We start from the raw sequence: 24,996 nt of genomic DNA, 5'->3' as shown, positions 1-24,996 counted from the left end.
TCGAGACGCTGGTAACGGCAGACAGGCTGATGATGCTGGCCTGGGGGCTTTATCGTTGGCAAGCCGATCCCTGCGGGAAAAGCTCGAAGACCTCTCCGGCGGCTTTTATATACTGTTCGTGTGGATATATGGAAGTACTACCTGTGTTGTATAGTATATGTACTATATCTTGATTAAACGCTTCCGCTGACCTCAACGTTGTCCACCTGCAAAGGTTTCCTGATGATCGGCCATTCCGCACCCTTACCAAGCGGCTCACCCCTGCTCGGGCATGACCCGCAGCCGAGTCTTCTGCTGGATATTCAGGCGCAACCGCTGGAGCTCAACGCCGCGTTGCGGCTGTTGCTCGAACAGTTGTCACTGGCCGATTGTATGAGCCTGTTACCGATCAATTGCTTGCCGCTGGTCCAGGCCTGCCTTGTGCAGCGGCGGGCGATCGAAGACGTCGAGGCGCAATTCGCCGACCGCATTCTGGTGTGGACCTTCATTCCCGACCCTGTTGAAAATCGCGTGCTGGCCCGTTGCCGGGAAGCCAGCGCACAGATCGTGGCCGAGCGTGAATCCACCAAGGCGCGGCGGCTGTATCGGCTAATCATCGAAAACACCACCGACCTGATTTCCCGGCACACCCCGGACGGCGGTTTTCTCGATGCCTCGCCGGCTTCCTGGGCCTTGTTGGGGTATTGGCCGGGGGAGTTGCGCGGGACACTGGCCCAACGCCTGTTCCATCGGCAGGGCTTGGCGGCGATGGTGCGACGGGCCCGGGAAGGCCTGGAGCAGGACGGTTACTACACCATGACCTATCGCATCCGCCATCGCCGCGGCCATTACCTGTGGTTCGAAACCGCCTGCCGGGCGATCCGCGAGACTTACACGGGCGCAGTGGTGGAGGTGGTCAGCGTGTCCCGCGATATCACCGCCAGGGTCCAGGCCGAAGAAACCACACGGCGCCTGGCCGATGTCGTGGAAGCCAATACCGACCCCGTGTTGTTTATCCAGCCCGATGGCGCCGTCACGTATCTCAATCCTGCCGCGCGACGCATCCTGAAGTTGGCTGAATCGCCCAACATGCCGAGCCTGGCACAGTTTCTGGGCAGCGATGTATTGGCGCGCCTGCAACGCGAAGGTTGGAGCAGCGCCGAGCGCGATGGCCGTTGGAGCCTCGACACGCGCCTACAGCCGTTGGGTGTGGCTGTGTCGGTGCCGGTGGTGCTGATGGTGCTGGCCCATCGTTCCGCCAGTGGCGAGCGTTTTTATTCGCTGGTGGTCCGTGATCTTACCGAGCGCGAGTTGCGCGAGGCCCAGCAGCGTCATCATCAGGACGAATTGGCTCACACCGCGCGTCTGGTGACCTTGGGTGAGCTGGCGTCGGGGATCGCCCATGAAATGAATCAGCCATTGGCGGCGGTGGTCAATTACGCCAATGCCAGCCAGCGTTATTTGACCGCTCTGGGCAGCGATTCGCCGGCGGCCGAGCGGGTGGCGCAAGGCCTGGAGCGGATCTCGGTGCATGCCAATCACGCCGCGCAGGTGATCAAGCGCTTGCGTGCGTTTCTGCGCAAGGGGCGCCGCCGCATGGAGGCGCTGGACCCCGGCGAGGTGGCTCGCGAAGCGGTGCGCCTGTGTGCCTGGGAAGCCAACGATTGTCGGGTAGCGATCGAGGATCGCCTGCCGGATAATCTGCCGCTGATTTATGCCGACCGGGTGCTGCTCGAGCAGGTGCTGCTGAACCTGCTGCGCAATGCCATTGATGCGAATCGCGAAGCCCATCCCGGCCAGCCTTCGCTGATCGTCATGAGCGCGTTGGTGCAACGTGACGGTTGGGTGCAGATCGACGTGAGCGATCAGGGCCCCGGTGTTTCGCCAGCGCAGTTGGAGCAGATATTTACGCCGTTCTACACCAGCAAGGCCAATGGCTTGGGTCTGGGCTTGTCCATGAGTCGCAGCATCATCGAAGGCTTCGGTGGCGAGTTGCAGGCCGAGCCGATGCCGGTCGGGCTGCAAATGTGCTGTCGCTTGCCGGCACTCGCCCAGAGCGGTGCCCCACAATAAGAAGAGGAATCAAGTCATGGTGAGCGTGACGGAGCAGGTGGTGTATGTGGTGGATGACGACCAGGGGATGCTCGACTCGACCGTCTGGTTGCTGGAGTCGGTGGGCCTCAAGGCGCTGCCGTTTACCAGTGGTCGCGCGTTTCTCGACGCCTGCGACAGCCGCCTCAACGCCTGCGTGCTGCTGGATGTGCGCATGCCGGGCATGGGCGGCCTGAATGTGCAGGAACACATGCGCAGCCGTGACCTGCACTTGCCGGTGATTTTCGTCAGCGGTCACGCCGATGTGCCGATTGTGGTGCGCGCATTCAAGGCCGGGGCGCATGACTTCATCGAGAAACCGTACAACGAACAGTTGCTGCTGGACAGTGTGCTGCAAGCGCTGAGCAAGGCCGATCATCGCCAGAGCCTCGGTGAAGGGCCGGCGCGGGTACAGGCGCGGATGCAGCAACTCACGCCACGGGAGCGGGATGTGTTACTCCCGCTGGTGCAGGGTTATACCAATCGGGAAATCGCCGAGCAGTTGGGTGTCAGCGTCAAGACCATTGACCTGTATCGCGCGCGTGTCATGAAGCGCATGGCGGCCACCCACTTGCCGGAATTGGTGGGCATGGCGATTGCCGTTGGCCTGGTGGACCCCCTGCAACTGCGCTGATCGACCTCAGGCCACGGCGATCTGCAGGTTTGGCCGGTCGCCGGCGCGCGGTGCCAGTACGCGCTCGATGGCGCCGGTCAGCAGGTTTTCCAGTAACTCAGTGCGTTCTGCATCGTCCAGCGGCTGCCCGGCCAGCCAGCTCGGCGCATTGTTCAGGAGCGTGGCGATGGCGTGGCCGGCCGCTTGCAGGGCGTGGACACTCAGCCGCCGCGGTCGCCCGAGCATTTGCAGCAAGCGACGCTCGTATTGTTCGCGCAATTGCCGGACCCGCAGTTGCTGGTCCTCCGTGAGGCAGCCGCAATCACGCTCGGCCAGGCGAAAATGCCAAGGCATTTCCTGATGCAAATTCAGGTGGGCGTGAATCAGCCGTTGCAGATTGTCCTGGCGCGCGCGCGGCCGTTGTTCGACGCGCCCCAGGGTGGTGAGCAATTCTTCGTAGAACTCTTCGATCCAATCCAGCAACAGGTGCTGCTTGCTGGGGTAATGGTGGTACAGCGAGCCTGGGGTCAGCCCCAGGCTGCTGGCCAGCTCGCGCATGCCGACTTGACCGAAGCCTTTGCTGGCGAGCAACTCCAGGGCCTTGTTACGGTGTTCGCACAAGCGCGAGCGATACTCAGCCATAGGTGTGGAAGCCGCGCCCGGTCTTGCGCCCCAGGTAACCGGCGGCCACCATTTCCCTGAGCAATGGCGCGCTGCGGTATTTGCTGTCCTGGAAGCCCTCATAGAACGCCTCGAGAATCGCCAGCAAGGTGTCCAGGCCGATCAGGTCGGCAAGGGCCAGCGGGCCGATCGGCTGGTTGCAGCCCAGGGACATGCCGGCGTCGATGTCTTCGGCGCTGGCCAGGCCTTCCTGGAGCACCAGGATCGCTTCGTTGATCATCGGCACCAGAATCCGGTTGACCACGAAACCCGGGCGGTTGCCGGCGGTGATCGCGGTTTTGCCCAGGTGCTGCGCCAGCTCGATGGCTTGGGCGTGGGTGGTATCGCTGGTCTGCAGGCCACGAATCACTTCGATCAGGCCCATCACCGGCACTGGGTTGAAGAAATGCAGGCCGATAAAGCGCTCGGGCGCATTAACGCCGGCGGCCAGTTCGGTGATGGACAGCGATGAGGTGTTGGAGGCGATCACGCACTGCTCACTGACGTGAGCGGCGATCTGCTGCAGCACACGCCGCTTCAGTTCCAGGTTTTCCGTGGCCGCCTCGATGACCCACTGGGCATTTTCCAGGCTAGCGTAGTCGGTGCTGGTGTGGATCTTGGCCAGGGCCGTAAGCTTCTGGGATTCGTTGAGGATGCCTTTGCTGACTTGGCGATCGAGGTTCTTGCTCACGGTGGCCAGGGCTTTTTCCAGGGCGCCGGCGGAGATGTCCAGCAAGGTCACGTTGATGCCGGCCACGGCGCAGATCTGGGCGATGCCGTTACCCATGGTGCCCGCGCCGATCACGCCGATATTCTGCAGATTCATTGTCAGTCTCTCTTCAATTGTGCGCTGCCGTCGCACGGCAGACATGCCTTGCAATACGGTCCATTGGGCGAGAGTCTAGGGCCCGACAATGTGGAGGCCTATGCCGAAACCTGTCAGTTGTATTGGCGTTTCTTACCATGTGTCCGCTACAGGAACTCAGAATGATGCCCCCCCGGGAAAAGGATTCGGTTGCCGTCTACTTCGTGCAGGTCATGATCCATGCGCTGCGCGATCAGCCCGAGCGACTCGCCGCGGTGCTGTGCGAAGCGGGCATCGCGCCGGCGCTGCTGACCCAGCCCGAGGCCCGGGTGCCGGCCAGCGCGTTTGCGGCGTTATGGCTGATTCTGATTCGTGAGTTGAACGACGAGTTCTTCCGCCTGGACTCCCATGGCATGCCACCGGGCAGTTTTGCCCTGATCTGCCGTGGCCTGATCCAGGAACCGAACCTGGGCAAAGCGCTCACCCAGTGCCTGGCCAGTTTCGCCCTGTTCCTGCGCGACTTTCGCGGCAGCCTCAGCGTGCATGGCAAGCGCGCGGTACTCAGCCTGGACGTCGGCGGTGGCGATGAAGAGACGCGTCGTTACGGTGAAGAAACCTTTCTGGTGCTGATGATCAGCCTGTTGTGCTGGCTGGGCGGACGCCGCGTGCCCATTGATCGCGCCGACTTTCGCCATGCGCGTGCGCCCCTCAGCGACGATCAGTTGCTGTGGGGCTACAACCTGACGTTTGGCGCGGCCCGCACCGAAATCGAATTCGCCAGCAGCTACCTGCGTCTGGCCGTGGTGCAGGACCTGGCGTCGCTCAAGGTGTTCCTGCGCAGTGCGCCGCAATGGCTGGTGATCCGCTTTCGCAACCAGGACGGCGTGGCGACCCAGGTGTATCAACGCCTGCGCGCCAGCCACTACAGCCAGTGGCCGGCCCTGGAGAAACTCGCCGCGGACTTGCACATGAGCCCGAGTACCTTGCGCCGGCGCCTGGAGCGTGAAGGGTGTTCGTTTCAGGAGATCAAGGACGAAGTGCGCCGCAGCCTGGCGCTGGAGCTGCTGTGCCAGACGCGAGCCAGCATCGGTGAAATCGCCGCGCAATGCGGTTTTCAGGAACCCAGCGCATTCCATCGCGCGTTCAAGAAGTGGACCGGCGAAAGCCCTGGCCGCTACCGCGAGCGGGTCCAGGGCAAAGTGGTTCGGCCTGAACGCCTGGACGCCTGAGTCATTTTCGGTTGAGCGCTGCGTCGCGGTAGGTTCTGGGTAACTCGCCGGTCCATTGGCGGAAGGCTCGGGTGAATGCCGACGGGTCCGAGAAGCCAAGCTGTTGCGAAGTCTGATTGATCGACATCGACGTCTGGCTCAAGTAGTGAATGGCCATGTCGCGGCGCACCCCATCCTTGAGTTTCTGAAACTTGCTGCCTTCGGCCAGCAACTTGCGCCTGAGTGTCCTTTCCGTCAGGTGCAGTTCACTGGCGGCGCTCTGGATGGTGGCCTTGGCAAGATCGTCGGCGTTCTCCAGGTGATCCAGCACCCGCCGGGTGTAAACCGGGTAATAGGCGGGGCGAGTGAACCAGTCCACCGGCGCTCGCTGCAGGTGATAGGCCAGGGTTTCGGCGGTCTGCACCAGCGGCGCGGTGAGGATCCGGGCGTCGAACACCAGGCAGGTCTCGGATTGGTCGAAGTGCGTCGGGCACGGAAACATCAAGCGGTATTCCGCTGAATGGACGGGCTCGGGATGGTCGAACGTCACCCGCTTGAGCGTGATCCGCTGACCAATCAGCCAGCTCGGGAACCGATGCCAGAGCAACAGTAAAAACCCCCTCAGCAGGTACTCAGGGTCCAGGCTTGGGTCACTCAAGGCCATGGAAAACATGGCTTCGTCACCGACGACGTTCAGCTCCAGGCGCAGCGAGTCGTTCATCACGTTGTAGAAATGGCTGAGCTTGTAATACACCGAATGCAGGTTATGGGAGTGGATCACTTGCTTGGCCATGATCGCGAAGCAGCCCTTCGGGCAGCGCTGTGAGCCCGCGCCGAAAAACTCGTCGTCACTCAAGCGCCAGACGGCCTGCATCAAGCGGCTGAACTGGTCGGGGGTGATGCGCAGGTGCAGGTTATCCAAGCGCTTTGGGCTGATGCCGGCTTCCTTGAGTAATACCTCTTCGTCAAGCGCAAGGCGGCGCGCGGCCGCCATCAGGATATGGGCGAAGTACATGGAGATGGAATAACGCTCGATGCCCATCGTTCAGTGGTCCGGTAGCAGGGGGAGGGTAGTTTAGCCAAAAGTGACTGTCCGTTTATGTCTGTTTTTAGACTGATTTTGTAATTGCCACGCAGGGCTGGATCGGAGGAAGCTGAATAGAGCTATGCGCTGCTGGCGCTATCCCTGCTTGATACCGTCCCTGGCTTTTAAGGTAATGGCCGTTTTGGTTAATTACCCGGTACGGAGCAACGGGCAAAGGGGGAGCGGCCTGTCTAACGAGTGAATGAGGAAAGTAACAATGAGTGGTTATGCCCATCCGTACCGCGACACCGAATTCGTGCTGGAGGCGCTGGTCGGATTTGAGCAACTGTGCGCGAACGCCCAGCTTCAGGATGTCAACAGCGAGCTGGTCTCGGCCATCTTGAGCGAGGCGGGCCGCCTGGGTTCCGGCGTGCTGGCGCCGCTCAACCGGGTCGGTGATACCCAAGGTACGCACCTGGGGGAGAACGGGGTACAGGAGGCGCCGGGTTTTGCCGATGCATATCGGCAATTCCAGGAAGGCGGCTGGCCCTCGTTGACCGCTAAGGAACAACACGGCGGGCAAAACCTTCCGAACGTGATCGGCACTGCCGTCAATGAAATCTGGCACTCCGCCAATATGGCCTTCGCCCTGTGCCCGATGTTGACCCAGGGTGCCATCGAAGCCATCGCCCATCACGGCTCGGCCGACCTGCAAGCGGCCTACCTGGACAAACTGGTAAGCGGCGAGTGGACCGGGACCATGAACCTGACCGAGCCGGATGCCGGCTCCGACCTGGCGGCCATCAAGAGCCGCGCCGTGCCCCAGGGCGACCACTATCTGATCACTGGCCAGAAGATCTTCATCACTTGGGGCGACCACCAGATGACCGACAACGTCGTGCATTTGGTCCTGGCACGCTTGCCGGATGCGCCCGCAGGCGTCAAAGGCATTTCGCTGTTCGTGGTGCCCAAGTTCTTGCTCGATGCCCAGGGCCAGCCGGGCGTGCGCAATAACGTGCAGTGCATCTCCCTGGAACACAAATTGGGCATTCACGGCAGCCCGACCTGCGTGATGAATTTCGGCGATCCCGAGGGCGCGGTCGGTTATCTGATCGGCGAGCCGCACATGGGCCTGGCCTGCATGTTCACCATGATGAACCACGCCCGCCAGAGTGTCGGCCTGCAGGGCTTGTCGATTGCCGAGCGTGCTTACCAGCAGGCCCGTCAATATGCCAAAGACCGTCTGCAGGGCACCCGCAAGGATGGCAGCCGTTTCTCGATCATTCACTTTCCCGATGTGCGCCGGATGCTGATGCAGATGAAAGCGTCCATCGAAGCGATGCGCGCGTTGTCGCTGGTGGCCGCCGCCGAAGTCGACCGTGCCGCGCATGCGCCCACGCCAGAGCTTGCGCGCGAGCATCAGGGCCGGGTCGATGTGTTCACCCCGATCGTCAAAGGCTGGCTGACCGAATTGGCCCAGGAAGTCACCTCCCTCGGCGTGCAAATCCACGGCGGCATGGGCTTCATCGAAGAGACCGGTGCGGCACAGCATTATCGCGATGCGCGCATCCTGACCATTTACGAAGGCACCACCGGCATTCAGGCCCTTGACCTGGTAGGGCGCAAGACCCTGCTGAACCAAGGCGCGTTATTGAACAGCCTGCTTGAAGAAATGGATCAAACCGTCGAGCAACTGCGCCACATCGACGCCCTCGACTATCAGGCAGCGGCGTTGGCAGCCGCGCTTGGCGCAGGGCGCGAGGCCTTGTCGCTGTTACTCGACAACGCCAAGGGCGATGCGAATTGGGCCGGCAGCGTCAGCGTTAACTTCCTGATGCTCTTCGGCTACCTGTCGGGCGGTTGGCTCATGGCGCGTTCTGCCGTGCAGGCGCACGCGCAGTTGGAAGCCGGCACGGGCGATGCCGCGTTCCTCAAGGCCAAGGGCGTCAGCGCACGCTTCTACGCGGAGCAATTGCTGCCTCGGGTACACGCGTTGTTGGCGGCGGTCAGCGCTGGGAGCGCGAGCATCATGGCGTTGGATGAAGAGCAGTTCTGACATTGCGTTGGTTTTTGTGCCTAACTTTTTTGAGGTTCACCCCATGCATCACCAGCGCATCCGCCTGGATTCCTTGCACGAAAAAATCATGAGCGCGGCGCAGGCCGCCGCGTTCATTCAAGACGGCATGACCGTGGGCATGAGTGGTTTCGGTGGCGCAGGGGACGCCAAGGCCGTGCCACTGGCGCTCATCGAGCGGGCCCGGCAAGACCCGCTCAAGATCAACCTGATCACCGGCGCGAGCCTCGGTCGTGGCCTCGACGGGCAGATGGCCGAGGCCGGGTTACTGGCGCGACGCATGCCGTTTCAAGGCGATCCGGTGCTGCGCAAGGCGATCAACGAAGGCCGTGTGGTGTTTATCGACCAGCACCTGAGCGAAGTGGTCGAACAACTGCGTGACGGCAGTCTGCCCAATCCGGATATTGCGGTGATTGAAGCGGTGGCGATCACCGAAGAGGGCCATATCGTGCCGACGTCTTCAGTCGGCAATTCGGCCAGCTTCGCTCAGACGGCACGCCAAGTCATCGTTGAGCTGAACCTGGCCAGCAGCCCTTATTTTGAAGGGATACACGATATTTTCCTGCCCCACGGGCGCCCCGGCCGCGGGCCGATTCCGATCATCAGCCCGGATGATCGCATCGGCACCCGGGCCATTGAGATCGACCCGGCCAAGATTGTCGCGATCGTGCTCTGCGATACGCCGGAATCGGCCATTCCCATGCTGCCGCCCGATCATGAGACCCAGGCGATTGCCGATCATCTGGTGGCTTTTTTCGAGCAAGAGGTGGAGCACAAGCGCTTGGGCAGAAGCCTGGCGCCGTTGCAAGTCGGCGTCGGCTCCATTGCCAACGCCGTCATGTGCGGGCTTATCGATGCGCCGTTCAGCGATCTGGTGCAGTACTCGGAGGTGTTGCAGGATTCGACCTTTGAATTGCTCGACGCGGGCAAGCTCAAGTTTGCCTCTGGCTGTTCGATCACCCTGTCCGGCCCTTGTGGTCAGCGGGTGTTCGGCAACCTGGACACATACGCCGACCGCCTGGTGTTGCGGCCCCAGGAAATATCCAATCACCCGGAAGTGATTCGACGGTTAGGCGTGATTGCCATCAACACCGCGCTGGAGTTCGACCTGTATGGAAACGTCAACTCCACTCATGTTTGTGGCACGCAGATCATGAATGGCATCGGCGGCTCGGGCGATTTCGCCCGCAACGCGCTGCTGTCGATTTTCGTGACCAAGTCGATCGCCAAGGACGGTGCGATTTCCCGCGTGGTGCCGATGGTCAGCCATGTCGACCACACCGAGCATGACGTCGATATCCTGGTGACTGAACAAGGGTTGGCTGACCTGCGTGGCCTGGCGCCGAAAGAACGAGCCGAGTTGATCATCAACAACTGCGTACATCCGGATTATCGCGAGGCGTTGAGAAGCTACTTCACGGCGGCGTGTGCCAAGGGTGGGCATACGCCTCATGTCTTGAGCAAGGCCTTGAGCTGGCACATCAACCTGCAGGAAACCGGATCCATGCAGGTGGCGGCCAGCGTTTAGGAAACGCTTGAAACAAGCCCGCCATGACGGCGGGCCCTTGCTGTATTCCACAGCAGCAGTTACGGCATCATTCGATGTTGTAACGCACCGACAACACGCCCTTCTTTTCGGACAGGGCCAGGATCGTCACCTGGCCCAACTCGCTTAACACCTGCACATGGGTGCCCCCACAGGCATAGGCTGGCAACGGGCCGAAGCCCACTTCGCGGCTACCGTCTTCCAGGGTCATATGGCGCGGGTAGTCCGCAGCGATCCATTGATCTATCTGCTGTTGAATCATCTCGGCCTCCATGGCTTGCGCGGCGTCGCCACGGATGAAGGAGACCTTGCCTTCGCCTGGCCAGTGGTGGGCCTTGATCGGCATCCAGCCCAGGGCTTCGCCGGCATTGCCGATCAAGTGTCCGGCCGGATGCAGGCGGGTGTGCAAGGCGCGGCGTTGTTCATCGACGCGCGCGGTGATCGGGCCGGGTTTCACCGGGCGGTCGACGTAGTGCAGCACGTGATCGGCTTCCTGCATGACCCGCAGCACCCGGCTGTCGCCGAGATAACCGGTGTCGAACGGCTGGCCACCACCCTGGGGGTGGAAAATCGTTGACTGCAGGGTCACCGCAAACTGGTCTTCGTGGGGTGTGCAGTCCAGCACTTCAAGTTCTGCCGTCAGGTGGTCGTGGGTGAAAAACAGGCGCTCAGTCATCATCTACATCCGCATCAAGGTTCTGCGCCAGTATAAATAGTGCTTGAATGGGTGATAATCCGTTCAAATATCAATGGACCTGTGCGTCATGAGCATCAATCTTCCTTTGCCGCTGCTGGGTGAAATGGCGATTTTCGTCAAAGTGGTGGAAGCCGGCAGTTTCTCCGAAGCCGCGCGGCAACTGAGCGTTTCACCCTCGGCGGTGAGCCGCAGTATCTCGCGACTCGAGCAGGCCCTGGCCACGCGTTTGCTGCAACGCACCACGCGCAAGTTGCGCCTGAGCGAAGGCGGGGAAGAGGTGTTCAAGCGTTGCCAGGAGATGGTCAACGCGGCGCGTTCGGTGATGGAGATCAGCGGCCAGTTCACCCACGAAGCCGAGGGGTTGATACGGGTCAGCGTGCCCAAGGCCGTGGGACGGTTCGTGGTACACCCGCATATGCCGGAGTTTCTGCGCCGTTATCCCAAGGTGGATGTGCAGTTGATCCTCGAAGATCGGCAGGTGGACATGATCGATGACAACGTTGACCTGAGCATCCGCATCACCGACAGCCCGCCGCCGGGCCTGGTCGGGCGGCAGTTATTGCCCATTGAGCACCTGCTGTGTGCGACGCCGCAGTACCTGGCTGAGCACGGTACGCCAAGCCATCCCCATGATTTGCTGGCGCACAGTTGCATCTACCTGGGGGAGACACCCGGCGACTCACGCTGGAAGTTTCGCCAGGCGGGCAAGGCGGTGACGGTTGGCGTGCGTGGGCGTTATGCGGCGAACCATACCGGCGTGCGCCTGGATGCGGTGTTGCAGCATGTGGGGATCGGCAGCTTGCCGTACTTTACGGCACGCCATGCCCTGGATGAGGGGCGCTTGGTGCAGGTGTTGCCGGCGTGGGACTTTATTGCGTCCTACCATGGTCAGGCGTGGTTGCTGCATTCGCCGACGCGTTACCTGCCGCCGAAGGTGCGAGTGTTTATTGATTACCTGGTGGCGTGCATGGCCACCGAACCGACGTTGCGCCGATCCGACGGTGGGAGGGGGCTTGCTCCCGATAGCGGTATGTCAGTCAGCCTATCGGAGACTGATCCACCGCTATCGGGAGCAAGCCCCCTCCCACATGGGGTTCTGTAGCGCCCCGAATGGTCAGTGCTTGCTCTGGTCCTGCGGCATGGCCAGCAGTTGCTTTTCCTGGTTCCAGTCGAACGGTTCGTCGTTCTGTTCGGCTTCAAAGCGACGCTCTTCCAGAGCCTGGTAGAGGTCCAGTTCTTCGTCGGGCATGAAGTGCAGGCAATCGCCGCCGAAGAACCACAGCAGGTCGCGGGGCACCAGATGGGCAATCTGTGGGTAGCGCAGGATGACCTGACTCATCAGGTCCTGGCCCAGGTACTGGCTTTCGATCGGGTCGATCGGCAGCAGGGCGCGCAGTTCGTCGAAGCGCTCCAGGAACAGGGTGTGGCTTTCCTCGGGTACCTGTTCGGCTTCGCCGACGGCAACCAGGATGCTGCGCAGGTGGTCGAGCAAGACGAGATGATCGGCAACGACGTTGGACACGAGATAAGTCCTCTAAAGCAAAAACGGGCGCGAGAGTATATGCCTCTCGCGCCCATTTTTATATGACCGCTCGACTCAGCGGACTTTACCTTCAGCCTGGGTCAGCTCTTCCTTGCTGAAGTCATCCACGTCGATCACCTTGCGTCGTGCCGCTTCAGCGTCACGCAGGGTTTGCGCTTCGGCCGGTTGCAGCACGCCAGCATGCAGCGCGGCGTCGATGGCGTGTTCCCCGGCAGCCGGTTTGACCTGGCCGCTTTTGAGCGCGGTATGCAGTTTCTTCTGCAGCGCATGACTGGCGCCGAGCAAGTCGTAGGCCTGTTGCAGGGCGCCCACCGGATCTTCCGCCGATTGCGGGCGGTAGCAGCCGGCCAGCAGCTCTTCCAGGGTCGGGTCGCCCTTGGCGCGCCCGATCACGGCGGCTACCTGTGCATCCAGTGCGTCGGACGGCCCGCTATGGCGACGCCCGAACGGGAACACAATCACCCGCAGCAGGCAGCCGAGGATCTTGTTCGGGAAGTTGCTCAGCAGTTCATCCAGTGCGCGCTCCGACTCGCCGAGGCTTTCTTCCATGGCCCAGGCGAACAGCGGTTCCAGATGGTCCGGCGAGTCCAGGTCGTGATAGCGCTTGAGCGCCGCCGAGGCCAGGTACATGTGGCTCAGCACATCACCCAGGCGCGCCGACAAGCGTTCGCGGCGTTTCAACTCGCCGCCCAACAGCATCATGCTCAGGTCGGCGAGCAGGGCGAAGGCGGCGGCCTGGCGGTTCAGCGCGCGGAAGTAACCCTGGCTCAAGCGGTTACCCGGCGCTTTCTCGAAGCGGCCGATGCCCAGGTTCAGCACCAGGGTGCTGGCGGCATTGCTCACGGCAAAACCGATGTGTTGCATCAGCAGGCCATCGAATTCCTTCAATGCCTGGTCGTGGTCTTCGCGACCGGCCAGGGCCATTTCCTTGAGGACAAACGGGTGGCAGCGGATCGCCCCCTGACCAAAGATCATCAGGTTGCGCGAGAGGATATTCGCGCCTTCCACAGTGATGAAGATCGGCGCGCCCTGCCAACTGCGGCCCAGGTAGTTGTTCGGGCCCATGATGATGCCCTTGCCGCCGTGCACGTCCATGGCGTGGCTGATGCACTCACGGCCGCGCTCGGTCAGGTGGTACTTGAGGATCGCCGACAGCACCGAGGGTTTTTCCCCCAGGTCCACGGCGTTGGCGGTGAGCATGCGCGCACTGTCCATCAGCCAGGCGTTGCCGCCGATGCGCGCCAGGGCTTCCTGGATGCCTTCGAAGGCTGACAGCGGCACGTTGAACTGTTCGCGCACCTGGGCGTATTGGCCGGTGACCAGGCTGGTGAACTTGGCGGCGCCGGTGCCGACCGCGGGCAGGGAGATCGAACGGCCGACCGAGAGGCAGTTCATCAGCATCATCCAGCCTTTGCCGAGCATCTCCTGGCCACCGATCAGGAACTCCAGGGGGATGAACACGTCCTTGCCGGAGTTGGGGCCGTTCATGAACGCGGCGCCCAGGGGCAGGTGACGGCGACCGATTTCCACGCCGGGGGTGTCGGTGGGGATCAGTGCAAGGCTGATGCCCAGGTCTTCTTCTTCGCCCAGCAGGTGATCCGGATCATGGGCCTTGAAAGCCAGCCCCAGCAAGGTCGCGACCGGGCCGAGGGTGATGTAGCGTTTTTCCCAGTTCAGGCGCAGGCCCAGGGTTTCCTTGCCTTGCCATTCGCCTGTGCAGATCACCCCGGTGTCGGGCATGGCGCCAGCGTCAGAGCCGGCCAACGGTCCGGTCAGGGCGAAGCAGGGGATATCGTCGCCACGCGCCAGACGCGGCAGGTAGTGGTTGCGTTGCTCGTCCGTGCCGTAATGCAGGAGCAATTCGGCCGGGCCGAGGGAGTTGGGGACCATCACGGTGGAGGCCAGGTCGCCGCTGCGGGTGGCGAGTTTCATCGCGACCTGGGAGTGGGCGTAGGCGGAGAAGCCCTTGCCGCCGTATTCCTTGGGAATGATCAGCGCAAAGAAACCGTGGGTCTTGATGTGCGCCCAGGCAGCGGGCGGCAGGTCCATGGCCTGGCCGATTTCCCAATCGCTGACCATGGCGCAGAGCTCTTCGGTAGGGCCGTCGATAAACGCCTGTTCTTCTTCGGTCAGTTGGGCCTTGGGGTAGGCCAGCAACGTGTCCCAGTCGGGGCGACCGCTGAACAGTTCGCCGTCCCACCACACGGTGCCGGCATCGATGGCATCGCGTTCGGTTTCGGACATCGGCGGCAGGACTTTTTGAAACCAGCTGAACAGCGGCTTGGTGAAGTATTGGCGACGCAGGTCCGGCAGCAGCAAGGGTGCGGCCACGATTGCGATCAGTACCCAGAAGATCAGCAGCAGCCAACCCGGTGCGTGACTCCAGGCGCCCATCGCCAACAGGTAGACGGCGACCACGCCCAGGGCGGGCAGGGGCGCGGTGCGGCGGTGTGCCAGGTAGGCAACGCCGACCACCAGAACCAGTATCCACAACAACAGCATATTCAATCCTCCGTGAAACCAAGGGCGAAACCAACAAGGAGCTTAGTCGGCATCCGAGCAAGTGGGGTGATCAGGGTGTAACGAGTTGCACTGGGAGCACCCAGCACCAGGCGCTGACATTTGGCCGAATCGTCGTTATCTCTGTGGCAGACCTGTCGTTAAACTCCAGGCTTCCCTCGGAGATCACGCTCATGGATACGTACCTGAGTCCCAGCCGCTTCATCGATAGTGACCACCCTGCGGTGGTGGAGTTCGCCGAAAGACATCGCGGTTCCAGCGCGGATTTATGTGACCAGGCAGTCAGCCTTTATTACGCCGTGCGTGAGGCGATTCGCTATAACCCCTACACCTTCAGTCGTGACCCGCACACCCTGAGCGCCAGCTTTGCCTTGGCCGCCAGCGAAAGCTACTGCGTGCCCAAGGCCACCTTGCTCGCCGCATGTGCACGGCACTGTGGCATTCCTGCGCGGATCGGCCTGGCGGATGTGCGCAATCACCTGTCGACGCCGCGCCTGATCGCGTTGCTCAAAAGCGATGTGTTCGCCATGCACGGTTATACCGAGCTGTACCTGAACGGTCGCTGGGTCAAGGCCACGCCGGCGTTCAACAGCCAACTGTGCGAGGTGTTCGATGTCGCGCCGCTGGCGTTCGATGGGGTCAACGACAGTGTGTTCCAGCCCTTCAACCGCCAGGGCCAACGCTCGATGGAGTACGTGGTGGATCACGGGCAATTCCCTGACGTGCCCGAGGCATTTTTCTTCGCTCATCTTCAGCAGTGCTACCCGCACCTGTTTGCCGGGGACATGCCGGCGCTGCTGGGCGACATGCAGGGCGATTTGAGCCGCACATGAACCGGCGTATGCTGCTGCTGCGTTCATCAACAATAAGGTGCGGTCATGCTGAAGATCTGGGGTCGTAAAAATTCATCGAACGTCCGCAAGGCACTGTGGTGCGCCGAGGAACTCGGCCTGGACTATGAAGCCATTGATGCGGGCGGGGCTTTCGGTGTGGTCGATACGCCGCAATACCGGGCGTTGAATCCCAATGGCCGCGTGCCGGTGATCGAAGACGGCGACTTTGTGTTGTGGGAATCCAACACCATCGTGCGCTACCTTTGCGCCAAGCAGGCGTCGAGCTGGTACCCCGTCGATCTGAAAGCACGGGCCAATGCGGAAAAATGGATGGACTGGACCACCTCGACCCTCGCCGAACCGTTCAAGGCGGTGTTCTGGGGCATTGTGCGCACCCCGGCTGAAAAGCAGAACTGGGACAGTATCAACGCCGGGCGCCAGGCCTGTATCGACGCGCTCAACACCGTCGAGCAGGCCCTCGCCAGCCAACCTTACCTGTCGGGCGATGAGATCGGCATGGGCGATATCCCCCTGGGCTGCTTTATCTACGCCTGGTTCGAAATGCCCATCGAACGCCCGGCAATGCCCCACCTGGAGGCCTGGTACCAGCGCTTGCAACAGCGCCCGGCCTACCGCAAAGCGGTCATGACCGCGTTGACTTAATACTGACTATTAATACAGGTGACTGTACTTGTGCGGCGCGGGCAAGCACCATGCTTGTACTGCGCCGCCGTTGAACGGCGTGCGGTGTAGCCTCATCTATTGTTCCTATTCCCTTCTTTGGTGCGTATTCAGATATGAGTTCCGCTCTGTCCATCCGGCAGCTAACCAAAACCTACGGCAACGGTTTCCAGGCCCTGAGTGGTATCGATTTGGACGTTGCCGAAGGTGATTTCTTCGCCTTGCTCGGCCCCAACGGTGCCGGCAAATCCACCACCATCGGTATCCTCTCGACCCTGGTCAACAAAACCAGCGGTACGGTGAATATTTTCGGACATGACCTGGACACCTCCCCGGCGGCGCTCAAGCGTTGCATCGGCGTGGTGCCCCAGGAGTTCAACTTCAACCAGTTTGAAAAGACCTTCGACATCGTCGTGACCCAGGCCGGTTACTACGGCATTCCGGCGAAAATCGCCAAGGAACGCGCCGAGCAGTACCTGACCCAACTGGGCCTGTGGGACAAGCGCGATGTGCCTTCGCGTTCGCTGTCCGGCGGTATGAAGCGCCGGCTGATGATCGCCCGCGCACTGGTGCACGAACCGCGCCTGCTGATTCTCGATGAGCCCACCGCCGGGGTGGACATCGAGCTGCGTCGCTCGATGTGGACGTTCCTGACCGAACTGAACCAGAAAGGCATCACCATCATCCTCACCACCCATTACCTGGAAGAGGCTGAGCAACTGTGCCGCAACATCGGCATCATCGACCACGGCACCATCGTCGAGAACACCAGCATGCGTAATCTGCTGGGCCAGTTGCATGTGGAAACCTTCGTACTCGACCTGAAGAACAATCTGTCGGCGGCGCCGCAGTTGCTCGGCTACCCCAGCCATCTGGTGGACAGCCGCACCCTGGAAGTCCAGGTGGACAAAGCCATGGGCATCACGGCGTTGTTCGCCCAACTGGCGACTCAGAACATCGAAGTGTTGAGCCTGCGCAACAAAACCAATCGCCTTGAGGAGTTGTTCGTGTCCCTGGTGGAAAAAAATCTGGCGAAGGTGGCGGTATGAGTTCCGAACTGCAACCCAACCTCATCGCGTTGCAAACCATCGTCTACCGCGAAGTGAAACGCTTTACCCGGATCTGGCCGCAGACCCTGCTGCCGCCGGCGATCACCATGGTCCTGTACTTCGTGATCTTCGGTAACCTGATCGGCCGGCAGATCGGCGATATGGGTGGCTTCACCTATATGGAATACATCGTGCCGGGGCTGATCATGATGTCGGTGATCACCAACTCCTATGGCAACGTGGTCTCCAGTTTCTTCGGCAGCAAGTTCCAGCGCTCCATCGAAGAGCTGATGGTGTCGCCGGTGTCGCCGCACACCATTCTGATCGGCTACACCCTGGGCGGTGTGCTGCGGGGCTTGATGGTCGGCGTGATCGTGACCGTGCTGTCGCTGTTCTTCACCGACCTGCAAGTGCATCACCTCGGCGTCACCCTGATCGTGGTGGTGCTGACGGCGACAATCTTCTCGCTGCTGGGCTTCATCAACGCAGTGTTTGCGCGCAACTTCGATGACATCTCGATCATCCCGACCTTCGTGCTGACGCCGCTGACCTACCTGGGCGGGGTGTTCTACTCCATCACCTTGCTGCCGCCGTTCTGGCAGACCGTATCGCTGGCCAACCCAGTGCTGCACATGGTCAACGCGTTCCGCTACGGCATTCTCGGCGTGTCGGATATCAAGATCAGCGTGGCGATCACCTTCATGATCGTGGCCACGGTGGTGTTGTACATCGGTTGTGCGCGGTTGCTGGTGAGCGGGCGCGGGATGCGGACCTGAGTACTGACTTCAACGCGATAGAACGTGTGGGAGGGAACAAGCCTCTCCCACATTGGGTTTTGTGTAGGGTCTTTAGGCCTTGAGCGCCAGTTCGATCAGGGCATGCAGCTCTTCAACGGTCAGCGGTGCCGTTGAAAACAGGATGCGGAACACCGTCGGCGCCGCCAGCAGGTTGATCAAATGGTCTACGCTCGGTGGCGCCTGGTCCGGGTAGCGGTCGACAATCGCCTGCAACTGCCCGCTCAGGATGCTCACGCAGTAGCCTGGCGTCACCCTGCATTGCAAGTCGCGCATCATGTTGCGCCCCGGCTCCGAACTCATTTCGTCCAGGTATTGCTCGGCCCAGGCTTGCAGGTCGCCGCGCAGGCTACCGGTGTTGGCCGGTTCGCTGTCGGGGCGCATGCGGGCCAGGGCCACGTCGGCCAGCAGTACGGAAAGATCGCCCCAGCGCCGGTAGATGGTCGAGGGGGTGACGCCCGCGCGCGACGCAATCATCGGCACGGTGACACTCGAGCGCTCATGGGCTTCCAGCAGTTCACGCACGGCCGAGTGGACCGATTCTTGTACCCGGGCACTACGGCCCCCCGGGCGAAGGCCTTCTTTAATCGCCATGTTTGTGACCTTAACACAAAGAATTTGCTTTAAGCCTTGATGGGTAGCACACTGCGCAAAAGCAAAATATTAGCTTTAGTGGAGCGTGCCCATGTCCAGTCCTACTTCTCATCGTTGCAGCCTGGGGTTCCTGGCGTTCACCTTGCTGACATTCCTCGCGGCGTCCAGCGCGCCGACGCCGTTGTATCACGTGTATCAGGAAGGCCTGCATTTTTCGGCGGGCATGCTTACGCTGATCTTCGGTGTCTACGCCCTGAGCCTGTTGGCGGCGCTGTTGACCGTCGGCTCGCTGTCGGACCACCTGGGGCGCAAGCCGGTGATTTTTGCCGCGCTGATCCTGGAGATGCTGGCGATGTTGCTGTTTATCAATGAAGACAGCGTGGCCTGGTTGATCGCTGCGCGCACTGTGCAAGGCTTCGCCACTGGCATGGCCACCTCGGTGCTGGGTGCCGCGCTGCTGGACACCGACCGCCAACAGGGGCCGCTGATCAATAGCGTCGCGCCCTTGCTGGGCATGGCGTGCGGTGCGATGGGTTGCAGCCTGTTGGTGGAGTTCGCACCGTTTCCGACCACCTTGATTTACTGGACGCTCTTGAGCTTGATGCTGCTGCAGGCCCTGTCTCTATGGCGCCTGCCGGAAACCGTCAGCCGCATTCCGGGCGCGCTGGCGTCCTTGTGGCCCACCTTGCACGTACCCCGCCAGGCCCGCCGCGCATTGTGGATTGCCTTGCCGGTGGATGTCGCCGTCTGGGCCATGAGCGGTTTCTATCTGTCCCTGGCGCCTTCGCTGGTGCGTGCGGCCACGGGATCGACCTCCAACCTGATCGGCGGCGGCCTGGTGGCGGTGCTGACCTTGAGTGGCGCAGTGATGATTTTCAGTCTGCGCAATCGCCCGGCGGACAAGACCCTGCGCCTGGGGGCCGTGTTGTTGGCAGTAGGCGTGGCGCTGATCCTGAGCGCCGTGCACGCTGCCAGCCTGCCGTTGTTTTTCCTCGCGACGCTGATCGCCGGCAGCGGCTTTGGTGCCGGGTTTCTCGGCGCCTTGCGCAGTGTCGTACCCTTGGCCTTGCCCCATGAGCGGGCGGGCTTGATGTCTGCGTTCTACGTCCTGAGTTACCTGGCGTTCTGCGTGCCATCGCTGCTGGCGGGCAACCTGACGCGCACGTTCGGCTTGATTGCCACAACCGATGCCTATGGCGTGTTGCTGATCGTGCTGGCACTCAGTGCCCTGGTGGCGCTGCTGCAGGGTTCCGCCCGGGCCAGGGCGACATCGAGCCCGTGATGCGTTCATAATCGCCGACCCCCCGACAGCCATGAGATTCAAGCATGAAGATCATCCGCAGCAAGGACTTCACCGGCAGCCGTGCCTGGGAGGCGCTGGATATCGCCAACATGAACGGCATCACCACCCGTTTGCACTGGACCGACCAGCCGTACCGCTGGCACATCAACGATGGAGAAGAGGTCTTCGTGGTGCTCGATGGCCGGGTACACATGCACTACCGCGATGGCGGCTTGGAGCAGGTGGCGGAACTGGCCGTGGGCGACATCTTCTACGCCAATGTCGGCACTGAACATGTGGCCCATCCCCAGGGCCCGGCGCGCATCCTAGTGATCGAAAGCGAAGGCAGTGTGTAAGCTATATCTGCAAAATAGATAACAGTTAGAGATATTACCCGTTATATAGATATGTGCTCAGGTTCTACCATGGCCTCAACCTCATGCGAGGAAGAGGATCGCCATCATGACCTGCTCGACGACCATCAGCTACAAACCCTTCAGCCATCTGACCCGTCCCCGGGAAGTGATTCGCCAGTTCACGCCGAACTGGTTCGCCGCCACCATGGGCACCGGCGTATTGGCATTGGCCCTGGCGCAATTGCCAGTCAATCTGCCGGGGCTGCGCACCCTTGCTGAAGGCCTGTGGGTGTTCACCATTGGCCTGTTCGTTCTGTTCAGCCTGCTCTATGCCGCGCGGTGGGTGATGTTTTTCCACGAGGCGCGGCGCATTTTCGGGCACTCCACGGTGTCGATGTTTTTCGGCACCATTCCCATGGGCCTGGCGACGATTCTCAATGGCTTGTTGCTGTTCGGCCTGCCGCGCTGGGGCAGCGATGTGATCCCGTTGGCCGAAGCCCTGTGGTGGCTGGATGTGGGGATGGCCCTGGCTTGCGGCGTCCTGATCCCGTTCATGATGTTCACCCGCCAGGAACACAGCATCGACCAGATGACCGCGGTATGGCTGTTGCCGGTGGTTGCCGCCGAAGTCGCGGCGGCCAGCGGTGGTTTGCTGGCACCGCACCTGGCGGATCCCCATGGACAACTGCTGATGCTGGTGACCAGCTATGTGCTGTGGGCGTTTTCCCTGCCGGTGGCGTTCAGTATCTTGACCATCCTGATGCTGCGCATGGCCCTGCATAAACTGCCCCACGCCAATATGGCGGCGTCGAGCTGGCTGGCGCTCGGCCCCATCGGTACCGGTGCCCTCGGCATGTTGCTGCTCGGTGGCGATGCGCCGGCGATCTTCGCGGCCAATGGCCTGCCCGGTGTCGGGGAGATCGCCAGCGGCCTGGGGCTGGTGGCGGGCATCACCCTGTGGGGGTTCGGTTTGTGGTGGATGCTGATCGCGGTGTTGATCACCCTGCGTTACCTGCGCGCCGGTATCCCGTTCAACCTGGGGTGGTGGGGGTTTACCTTCCCGTTGGGGGTGTACGCCTTGGCCACCCTCAAGCTGGCGAACGTGCTGCACCTGGGTTTCTTCAGTGTTTTTGGCTGCGTGCTGGTGGCGGCGTTGGCGCTGATGTGGCTGATCGTCGCCAAGCGCACCCTGCAGGGCGCCTATAAAGGTGAGCTTTTTGTTTCACCGTGTATTGCGGGATTAGGGAATAAGTAAGCGCGATTAGGTAAAGTCGTGGCCTGGAAAACCAACAATAGCCTTCAGGCCACGCAGGAACACGGACGATGAGCCACCCCTCACAATTCACCTTGCTGCGCACACGGCGCTTCCTGCCGTTTTTCATCACCCAGTTGCTGGGTGCCTTCAATGACAACATCTTCAAGCAATCGCTGATCCTGGCGATTCTGTACAAGCTCACCATCGACGGGGACCGGGCGATCTGGGTCAACCTGTGCGCCTTGCTGTTTATCTTGCCGTTCTTCCTGTTCTCGGCGCTGGCCGGGCAGTTTGGCGAGAAATTCAACAAGGACGCGCTGATCCGCGTGATCAAGATCGGCGAGATCGTGATCATGGCCGTGGGTGCGACGGGCTTCCTGTTCAATCACCTGGAACTGATGCTGCTGGCGCTGTTTGCCATGGGCACGCATTCGGCGCTGTTCGGGCCGGTGAAGTACTCGATCATGCCCCAGGCGCTGCACGACGATGAGCTGGTGGGGGGCAATGGCCTGGTGGAAATGGGCACGTTCCTGGCGATCCTGGCCGGGACCATCGGTGCCGGGATCATGATGTCGTCCACCCATTACGCGCCGGTGGTGTCGGTGGCCATCGTCGGCGTGGCGGTATTGGGTTACCTGGCCAGTCGCAGCATTCCGCGTGCGGCGGCGTCCAGCCCGCAGTTGCGCTTGAACTGGAATATCTTCAGCCAGTCCTGGGCAACCCTGCGCCTGGGCTTGGGGCAGACCCCGGCGGTGTCGCGCTCGATCGTCGGTAACTCGTGGTTCTGGTTTGTCGGCGCGATCTACCTGACGCAAATCCCGGCTTACGCCAAAGAGTGGTTGTACGGCGATGAAACCGTGGTGACGCTGATCCTCACGGTGTTCTCGGTGGGGATCGCCCTCGGTTCGATGCTCTGCGAAAAACTCTCCGGGCGTAAGGTGGAAATCGGCCTGGTGCCGTTCGGCTCCTTTGGCCTGACCGTGTTCGGCCTGCTGCTGTGGTGGCACTCCGGCGGGTTCCCGCAGAACGTGCAGGTCAACGACTGGCTGGCGGTGCTCGGTTACGGCCAGGCATGGTGGGTGTTGTTGGATATCCTGGGCCTGGGGGTGTTCGGCGGCTTCTATATCGTGCCGTTGTACGCGCTGATCCAGTCGCGCACCGCCGAGAACGAGCGGGCGCGGGTGATTGCGGCCAACAATATTCTCAACGCGTTGTTCATGGTGGTATCGGCGATCGTGTCGATCCTGCTGCTGAGCGTGGCCAAGCTGTCGATCCCGGAGTTGTTCCTGGTGGTGTCGCTGCTCAACATCGCGGTCAACGCCTATATCTTCAAGATCGTCCCCGAGTTCACCATGCGCTTCATGATCTGGCTGCTCAGCCATTCCATGTACCGCGTGGAGCATCGCAATCTGGAACTGATTCCGGATGAGGGCGCAGCCTTGCTTGTGTGCAACCACGTGTCGTTTGTCGATGCGCTGTTGATTGGCGGCGCGGTGCGTCGGCCGATTCGCTTTGTCATGTACTACAAGATCTACCGCTTGCCGGTGCTCAACTTTATCTTCCGTACCGCCGGAGCGATTCCGATTGCCGGGCGCAACGAGGATATCCAGATCTATGAACAGGCCTTCACGCGCATTGCCCAGTACCTGAAGGACGGTGAGTTGGTGTGCATCTTCCCGGAGGGCAAGTTGACCGCGGACGGGGAGATGAACGCGTTTCGCGGGGGCGTCACGCGCATTCTGGAAGAGACGCCGGTGCCGGTGATTCCGATGGCATTGCAGGGGCTGTGGGGAAGTTTTTTCAGTCGCGATCCGAACAAGGGGATCTTTCATCGGATCTGGTCGCGGGTAGTGTTGGTGGCCGGTGAGCCTGTCGGGGTCGAGGCCGCGACACCCGAACAGTTGCAGGAGAGGGTAGGGGTGTTACGCGGTCAGCTCAGGTAAGGCACGTCCCCACTGAGTGGGAACGCGCCAAGGGCTCAACTGCTGATCTTGAGCCCGATCAACCCGGCAATGATCAAGGCCACACTGGCCAGCCGGAACAGCGCCATGGATTCGCCGAACAGGATAATCCCGGCGATCACCGTGCCCACGGCGCCCACGCCGGTCCAGATGGCATAGGCGGTGCCCAGGGGCAGTTCCTTCATGGCCAGCCCCAGCAAGCCGAGGCTGATGGCCATGGCGGCGATTGTCAGGGCGGTGGGCAGGGGCTTGCTGAAACCGTCGGTGTATTTCAGGCCGACGGCCCAACCGACCTCGAACAGGCCGGCAAAAAACAGAATGATCCAAGACATGATGACCTCCCTTTGTATAGGCGGGGTCGTCCCCTGGTGAGCGCTCGATAGCGTCGCGGGGTCGTCCCCGCGAAGTTCGGTAGAGTGCCGAATATGGATCGCTTGATCAAGTTTGCGGCGTGTTCTCAAGTACGCGGCGGTCTTCCTTCTCGCTCATGCGACGGAAGTACGTCGAGAGCAACGCCCCGGAAATGTTGTGCCAGACACTGAACAGCGCGCTCGGCACTGCCGCCAGCGGTGAAAAGTGCGCGCTGGCCAACGCGGCGCCCAGCCCGGAGTTCTGCATGCCCACTTCCAGGGCCAGCGACTTGCGCTGGGCCAAAGGCAACTTGAACAGACGCCCGGTGAAGTAACCCAGCACGTAGCCGAAGCTGTTGTGCAGCATCACCACCGCCATGATCAGCAGGCCTGATTCGGCGATCTTCGCCTGGCTGGCGGCTACCACGGCGGAGACGATAATCACGATGCTCACCACCGACACCAGCGGCAGCACCTCCACCGCATGGCGCACCCGTTCACCGAGCACACGTTGCGCCACTACCCCCAGCACGATCGGCAGCAGCACCACTTGCAGGATCGACCAGAACAATTCCATGAACGACACCGGCAACCAGGCCGACGCCAGAAGCCAGATCAATGCCGGTGTCAGCAGTGGGGCGAGGAGGGTGGTGACGGCGGCGATGGCCACCGACAAGGCCAGGTCGCCACGGGCCAGCCAGGTCATCACGTTGGACGAGGTGCCGCTTGGGCAGCAGCCGACCAGGATCACGCCGACGGCAATTTCCGGCGGCAGGTGAAACGCCTGGCACAACAGCCATGCCACGCCCGGCATGATCACGAAATGCGCGACCACGCCCAGGGCCACGCGCCACGGATGGCGAGCGACCTCGGCGAAGTCATCAAGTTTGAGGGTCAGCCCCATGCCGAACATCACCAGGCCCAGCAGCGGGACGATGGCGCTTTTCAGGCCGATGAACCAGCCGGGTTCGACGAAGGCCAGCACGGCAAAGATCAACACCCAGTAGGCGAAGGTATTGCCGACGAAGCGGCTCAAGGCGGCGAGTGCGCGCATGGGGATGTCCTTATTATCAGGTGCACG

23 protein-coding genes are annotated in these 24,996 nt (G+C 61.6%); 14 read left to right on the top strand and 9 right to left on the bottom strand.

The window, feature by feature from the left end; all coding sequences use genetic code 11:
- The first annotated feature begins 222 nt into the window (after positions 1–222).
- On the top strand, positions 223–2,052 hold the full coding sequence (locus tag ACLH0J_RS24530) for a PAS domain S-box protein (RefSeq protein ID WP_411389430.1): 1,830 nt from the start codon (positions 223–225) through the stop codon (positions 2,050–2,052).
- 16 nt (positions 2,053–2,068) lie between these two features.
- Entirely contained in the window at positions 2,069–2,704 is a 636-nt protein-coding gene (locus tag ACLH0J_RS24525; RefSeq protein WP_411389429.1) for a response regulator transcription factor, read from the top strand.
- Positions 2,705–2,710: 6 nt separating this feature from the next.
- Here ACLH0J_RS24525 and ACLH0J_RS24520 read toward each other — a convergent pair whose 3' ends face one another.
- A complete protein-coding gene (locus tag ACLH0J_RS24520) occupies positions 2,711–3,325 on the bottom strand; it encodes a TetR/AcrR family transcriptional regulator (RefSeq protein WP_411389428.1) in 615 nt (204 codons plus the stop codon).
- Positions 3,318–4,169, bottom strand: coding sequence for a 3-hydroxybutyryl-CoA dehydrogenase (locus ACLH0J_RS24515; protein ID WP_411389427.1), 852 nt, complete (start codon positions 4,167–4,169; stop codon positions 3,318–3,320). Before ACLH0J_RS24515 ends, ACLH0J_RS24520 begins: the two co-directional genes overlap by 8 nt.
- Before the next feature lie 161 nt (positions 4,170–4,330).
- Here ACLH0J_RS24515 and ACLH0J_RS24510 point away from each other — a divergent pair, with 161 nt between their 5' ends.
- Positions 4,331–5,377, top strand: a complete 1,047-nt coding sequence (locus tag ACLH0J_RS24510) for an AraC family transcriptional regulator (RefSeq protein WP_411389426.1) — start codon at positions 4,331–4,333, stop codon at positions 5,375–5,377.
- Between the two features lies 1 nt (position 5,378).
- Here ACLH0J_RS24510 and ACLH0J_RS24505 read toward each other — a convergent pair whose 3' ends face one another.
- On the bottom strand, positions 5,379–6,398 hold the full coding sequence (locus tag ACLH0J_RS24505) for an AraC family transcriptional regulator (RefSeq protein WP_411389425.1): 1,020 nt from the start codon (positions 6,396–6,398) through the stop codon (positions 5,379–5,381).
- Between the two features lie 259 nt (positions 6,399–6,657).
- Here ACLH0J_RS24505 and ACLH0J_RS24500 point away from each other — a divergent pair, with 259 nt between their 5' ends.
- A complete protein-coding gene (locus ACLH0J_RS24500) occupies positions 6,658–8,436 on the top strand; it encodes an acyl-CoA dehydrogenase (RefSeq protein WP_411389424.1) in 1,779 nt (592 codons plus the stop codon).
- A 43-nt stretch (positions 8,437–8,479) separates the two neighbouring features.
- Positions 8,480–9,982, top strand: a complete 1,503-nt coding sequence (locus tag ACLH0J_RS24495) for an acetyl-CoA hydrolase/transferase family protein (protein ID WP_411389423.1) — start codon at positions 8,480–8,482, stop codon at positions 9,980–9,982.
- A gap of 67 nt (positions 9,983–10,049) precedes the next feature.
- Here the strand turns inward: ACLH0J_RS24495 and ACLH0J_RS24490 are convergent, their stop codons facing one another.
- Positions 10,050–10,676: an alanyl-tRNA editing protein gene (locus tag ACLH0J_RS24490; RefSeq protein ID WP_411389422.1), complete on the bottom strand. Its 627-nt coding sequence runs from the start codon at positions 10,674–10,676 to the stop codon at positions 10,050–10,052.
- An 88-nt stretch (positions 10,677–10,764) separates the two neighbouring features.
- On the opposite strand from ACLH0J_RS24490, the gene ACLH0J_RS24485 reads away from it, so the two are divergent.
- Positions 10,765–11,799: a LysR family transcriptional regulator gene (locus ACLH0J_RS24485; RefSeq protein ID WP_411389421.1), complete on the top strand. Its 1,035-nt coding sequence runs from the start codon at positions 10,765–10,767 to the stop codon at positions 11,797–11,799.
- A gap of 12 nt (positions 11,800–11,811) precedes the next feature.
- Here ACLH0J_RS24485 and ACLH0J_RS24480 read toward each other — a convergent pair whose 3' ends face one another.
- Both ACLH0J_RS24480 and ACLH0J_RS24475 read right to left on the bottom strand, forming a co-directional pair.
- Positions 11,812–12,219, bottom strand: coding sequence for a PA2817 family protein (locus ACLH0J_RS24480; RefSeq protein WP_010567536.1), 408 nt, complete (start codon positions 12,217–12,219; stop codon positions 11,812–11,814).
- Between the two features lie 75 nt (positions 12,220–12,294).
- On the bottom strand, positions 12,295–14,742 hold the full coding sequence (locus tag ACLH0J_RS24475) for an acyl-CoA dehydrogenase (protein WP_411389420.1): 2,448 nt from the start codon (positions 14,740–14,742) through the stop codon (positions 12,295–12,297).
- Positions 14,743–14,933: 191 nt separating this feature from the next.
- On the opposite strand from ACLH0J_RS24475, the gene ACLH0J_RS24470 reads away from it, so the two are divergent.
- From ACLH0J_RS24470 to ACLH0J_RS24455, 4 genes are all read left to right on the top strand, one after another.
- Positions 14,934–15,593, top strand: coding sequence for a transglutaminase-like domain-containing protein (locus ACLH0J_RS24470; RefSeq protein WP_411389419.1), 660 nt, complete (start codon positions 14,934–14,936; stop codon positions 15,591–15,593).
- 45 nt (positions 15,594–15,638) lie between these two features.
- Positions 15,639–16,256: a glutathione S-transferase family protein gene (locus tag ACLH0J_RS24465; RefSeq protein ID WP_411389418.1), complete on the top strand. Its 618-nt coding sequence runs from the start codon at positions 15,639–15,641 to the stop codon at positions 16,254–16,256.
- 134 nt (positions 16,257–16,390) lie between these two features.
- On the top strand, positions 16,391–17,323 hold the full coding sequence (locus ACLH0J_RS24460) for an ABC transporter ATP-binding protein (protein ID WP_411389417.1): 933 nt from the start codon (positions 16,391–16,393) through the stop codon (positions 17,321–17,323).
- A complete protein-coding gene (locus ACLH0J_RS24455; protein ID WP_411389416.1) occupies positions 17,320–18,099 on the top strand; it encodes an ABC transporter permease in 780 nt (259 codons plus the stop codon). The genes ACLH0J_RS24460 and ACLH0J_RS24455 overlap by 4 nt, the downstream gene beginning before the upstream one ends.
- Positions 18,100–18,171: 72 nt before the next feature.
- Here ACLH0J_RS24455 and ACLH0J_RS24450 read toward each other — a convergent pair whose 3' ends face one another.
- The gene (locus ACLH0J_RS24450) at positions 18,172–18,711 is read right to left on the bottom strand and encodes a TetR/AcrR family transcriptional regulator (protein ID WP_411389415.1); all 540 of its coding nucleotides are present in this window, start codon (positions 18,709–18,711) and stop codon (positions 18,172–18,174) included.
- 91 nt (positions 18,712–18,802) lie between these two features.
- Here ACLH0J_RS24450 and ACLH0J_RS24445 point away from each other — a divergent pair, with 91 nt between their 5' ends.
- The 4 genes from ACLH0J_RS24445 (at position 18,803) to ACLH0J_RS24430 (ending at position 23,547) form a co-directional block, all read left to right on the top strand.
- The gene (locus tag ACLH0J_RS24445; RefSeq protein ID WP_411389414.1) at positions 18,803–19,993 is read left to right on the top strand and encodes an MFS transporter; all 1,191 of its coding nucleotides are present in this window, start codon (positions 18,803–18,805) and stop codon (positions 19,991–19,993) included.
- 44 nt (positions 19,994–20,037) lie between these two features.
- Positions 20,038–20,349 (top strand): cupin domain-containing protein, encoded by a 312-nt coding sequence (locus ACLH0J_RS24440; protein ID WP_411389413.1) that lies wholly within the window; start codon positions 20,038–20,040, stop codon positions 20,347–20,349.
- 106 nt (positions 20,350–20,455) lie between these two features.
- Complete coding sequence (locus tag ACLH0J_RS24435; protein ID WP_411389412.1) at positions 20,456–21,604, top strand: TDT family transporter; 1,149 nt, start codon at positions 20,456–20,458, stop codon at positions 21,602–21,604.
- Between the two features lie 68 nt (positions 21,605–21,672).
- Entirely contained in the window at positions 21,673–23,547 is a 1,875-nt protein-coding gene (locus ACLH0J_RS24430; protein ID WP_411389411.1) for an MFS transporter, read from the top strand.
- Positions 23,548–23,582: 35 nt separating this feature from the next.
- On the opposite strand, the gene sugE is transcribed toward ACLH0J_RS24430, so the two are convergent.
- The gene (sugE, locus tag ACLH0J_RS24425; protein ID WP_411389410.1) at positions 23,583–23,897 is read right to left on the bottom strand and encodes a quaternary ammonium compound efflux SMR transporter SugE; all 315 of its coding nucleotides are present in this window, start codon (positions 23,895–23,897) and stop codon (positions 23,583–23,585) included.
- Between the two features lie 106 nt (positions 23,898–24,003).
- Positions 24,004–24,969 carry a bile acid:sodium symporter family protein gene (locus ACLH0J_RS24420; RefSeq protein WP_411389409.1) on the bottom strand — a complete coding sequence of 322 codons (966 nt, stop codon included), beginning with the start codon at positions 24,967–24,969 and terminating at the stop codon, positions 24,004–24,006.
- Positions 24,970–24,996 lie beyond the last annotated feature (27 nt).

It is taken from the genome of Pseudomonas sp. MPB23, from assembly GCF_046605395.1.
GTDB lineage: Bacteria > Pseudomonadota > Gammaproteobacteria > Pseudomonadales > Pseudomonadaceae > Aquipseudomonas.
The sequence above is the reverse complement of the archived record's forward strand: the minus strand, read 5'-3'. Positions and strand labels throughout refer to the sequence as shown.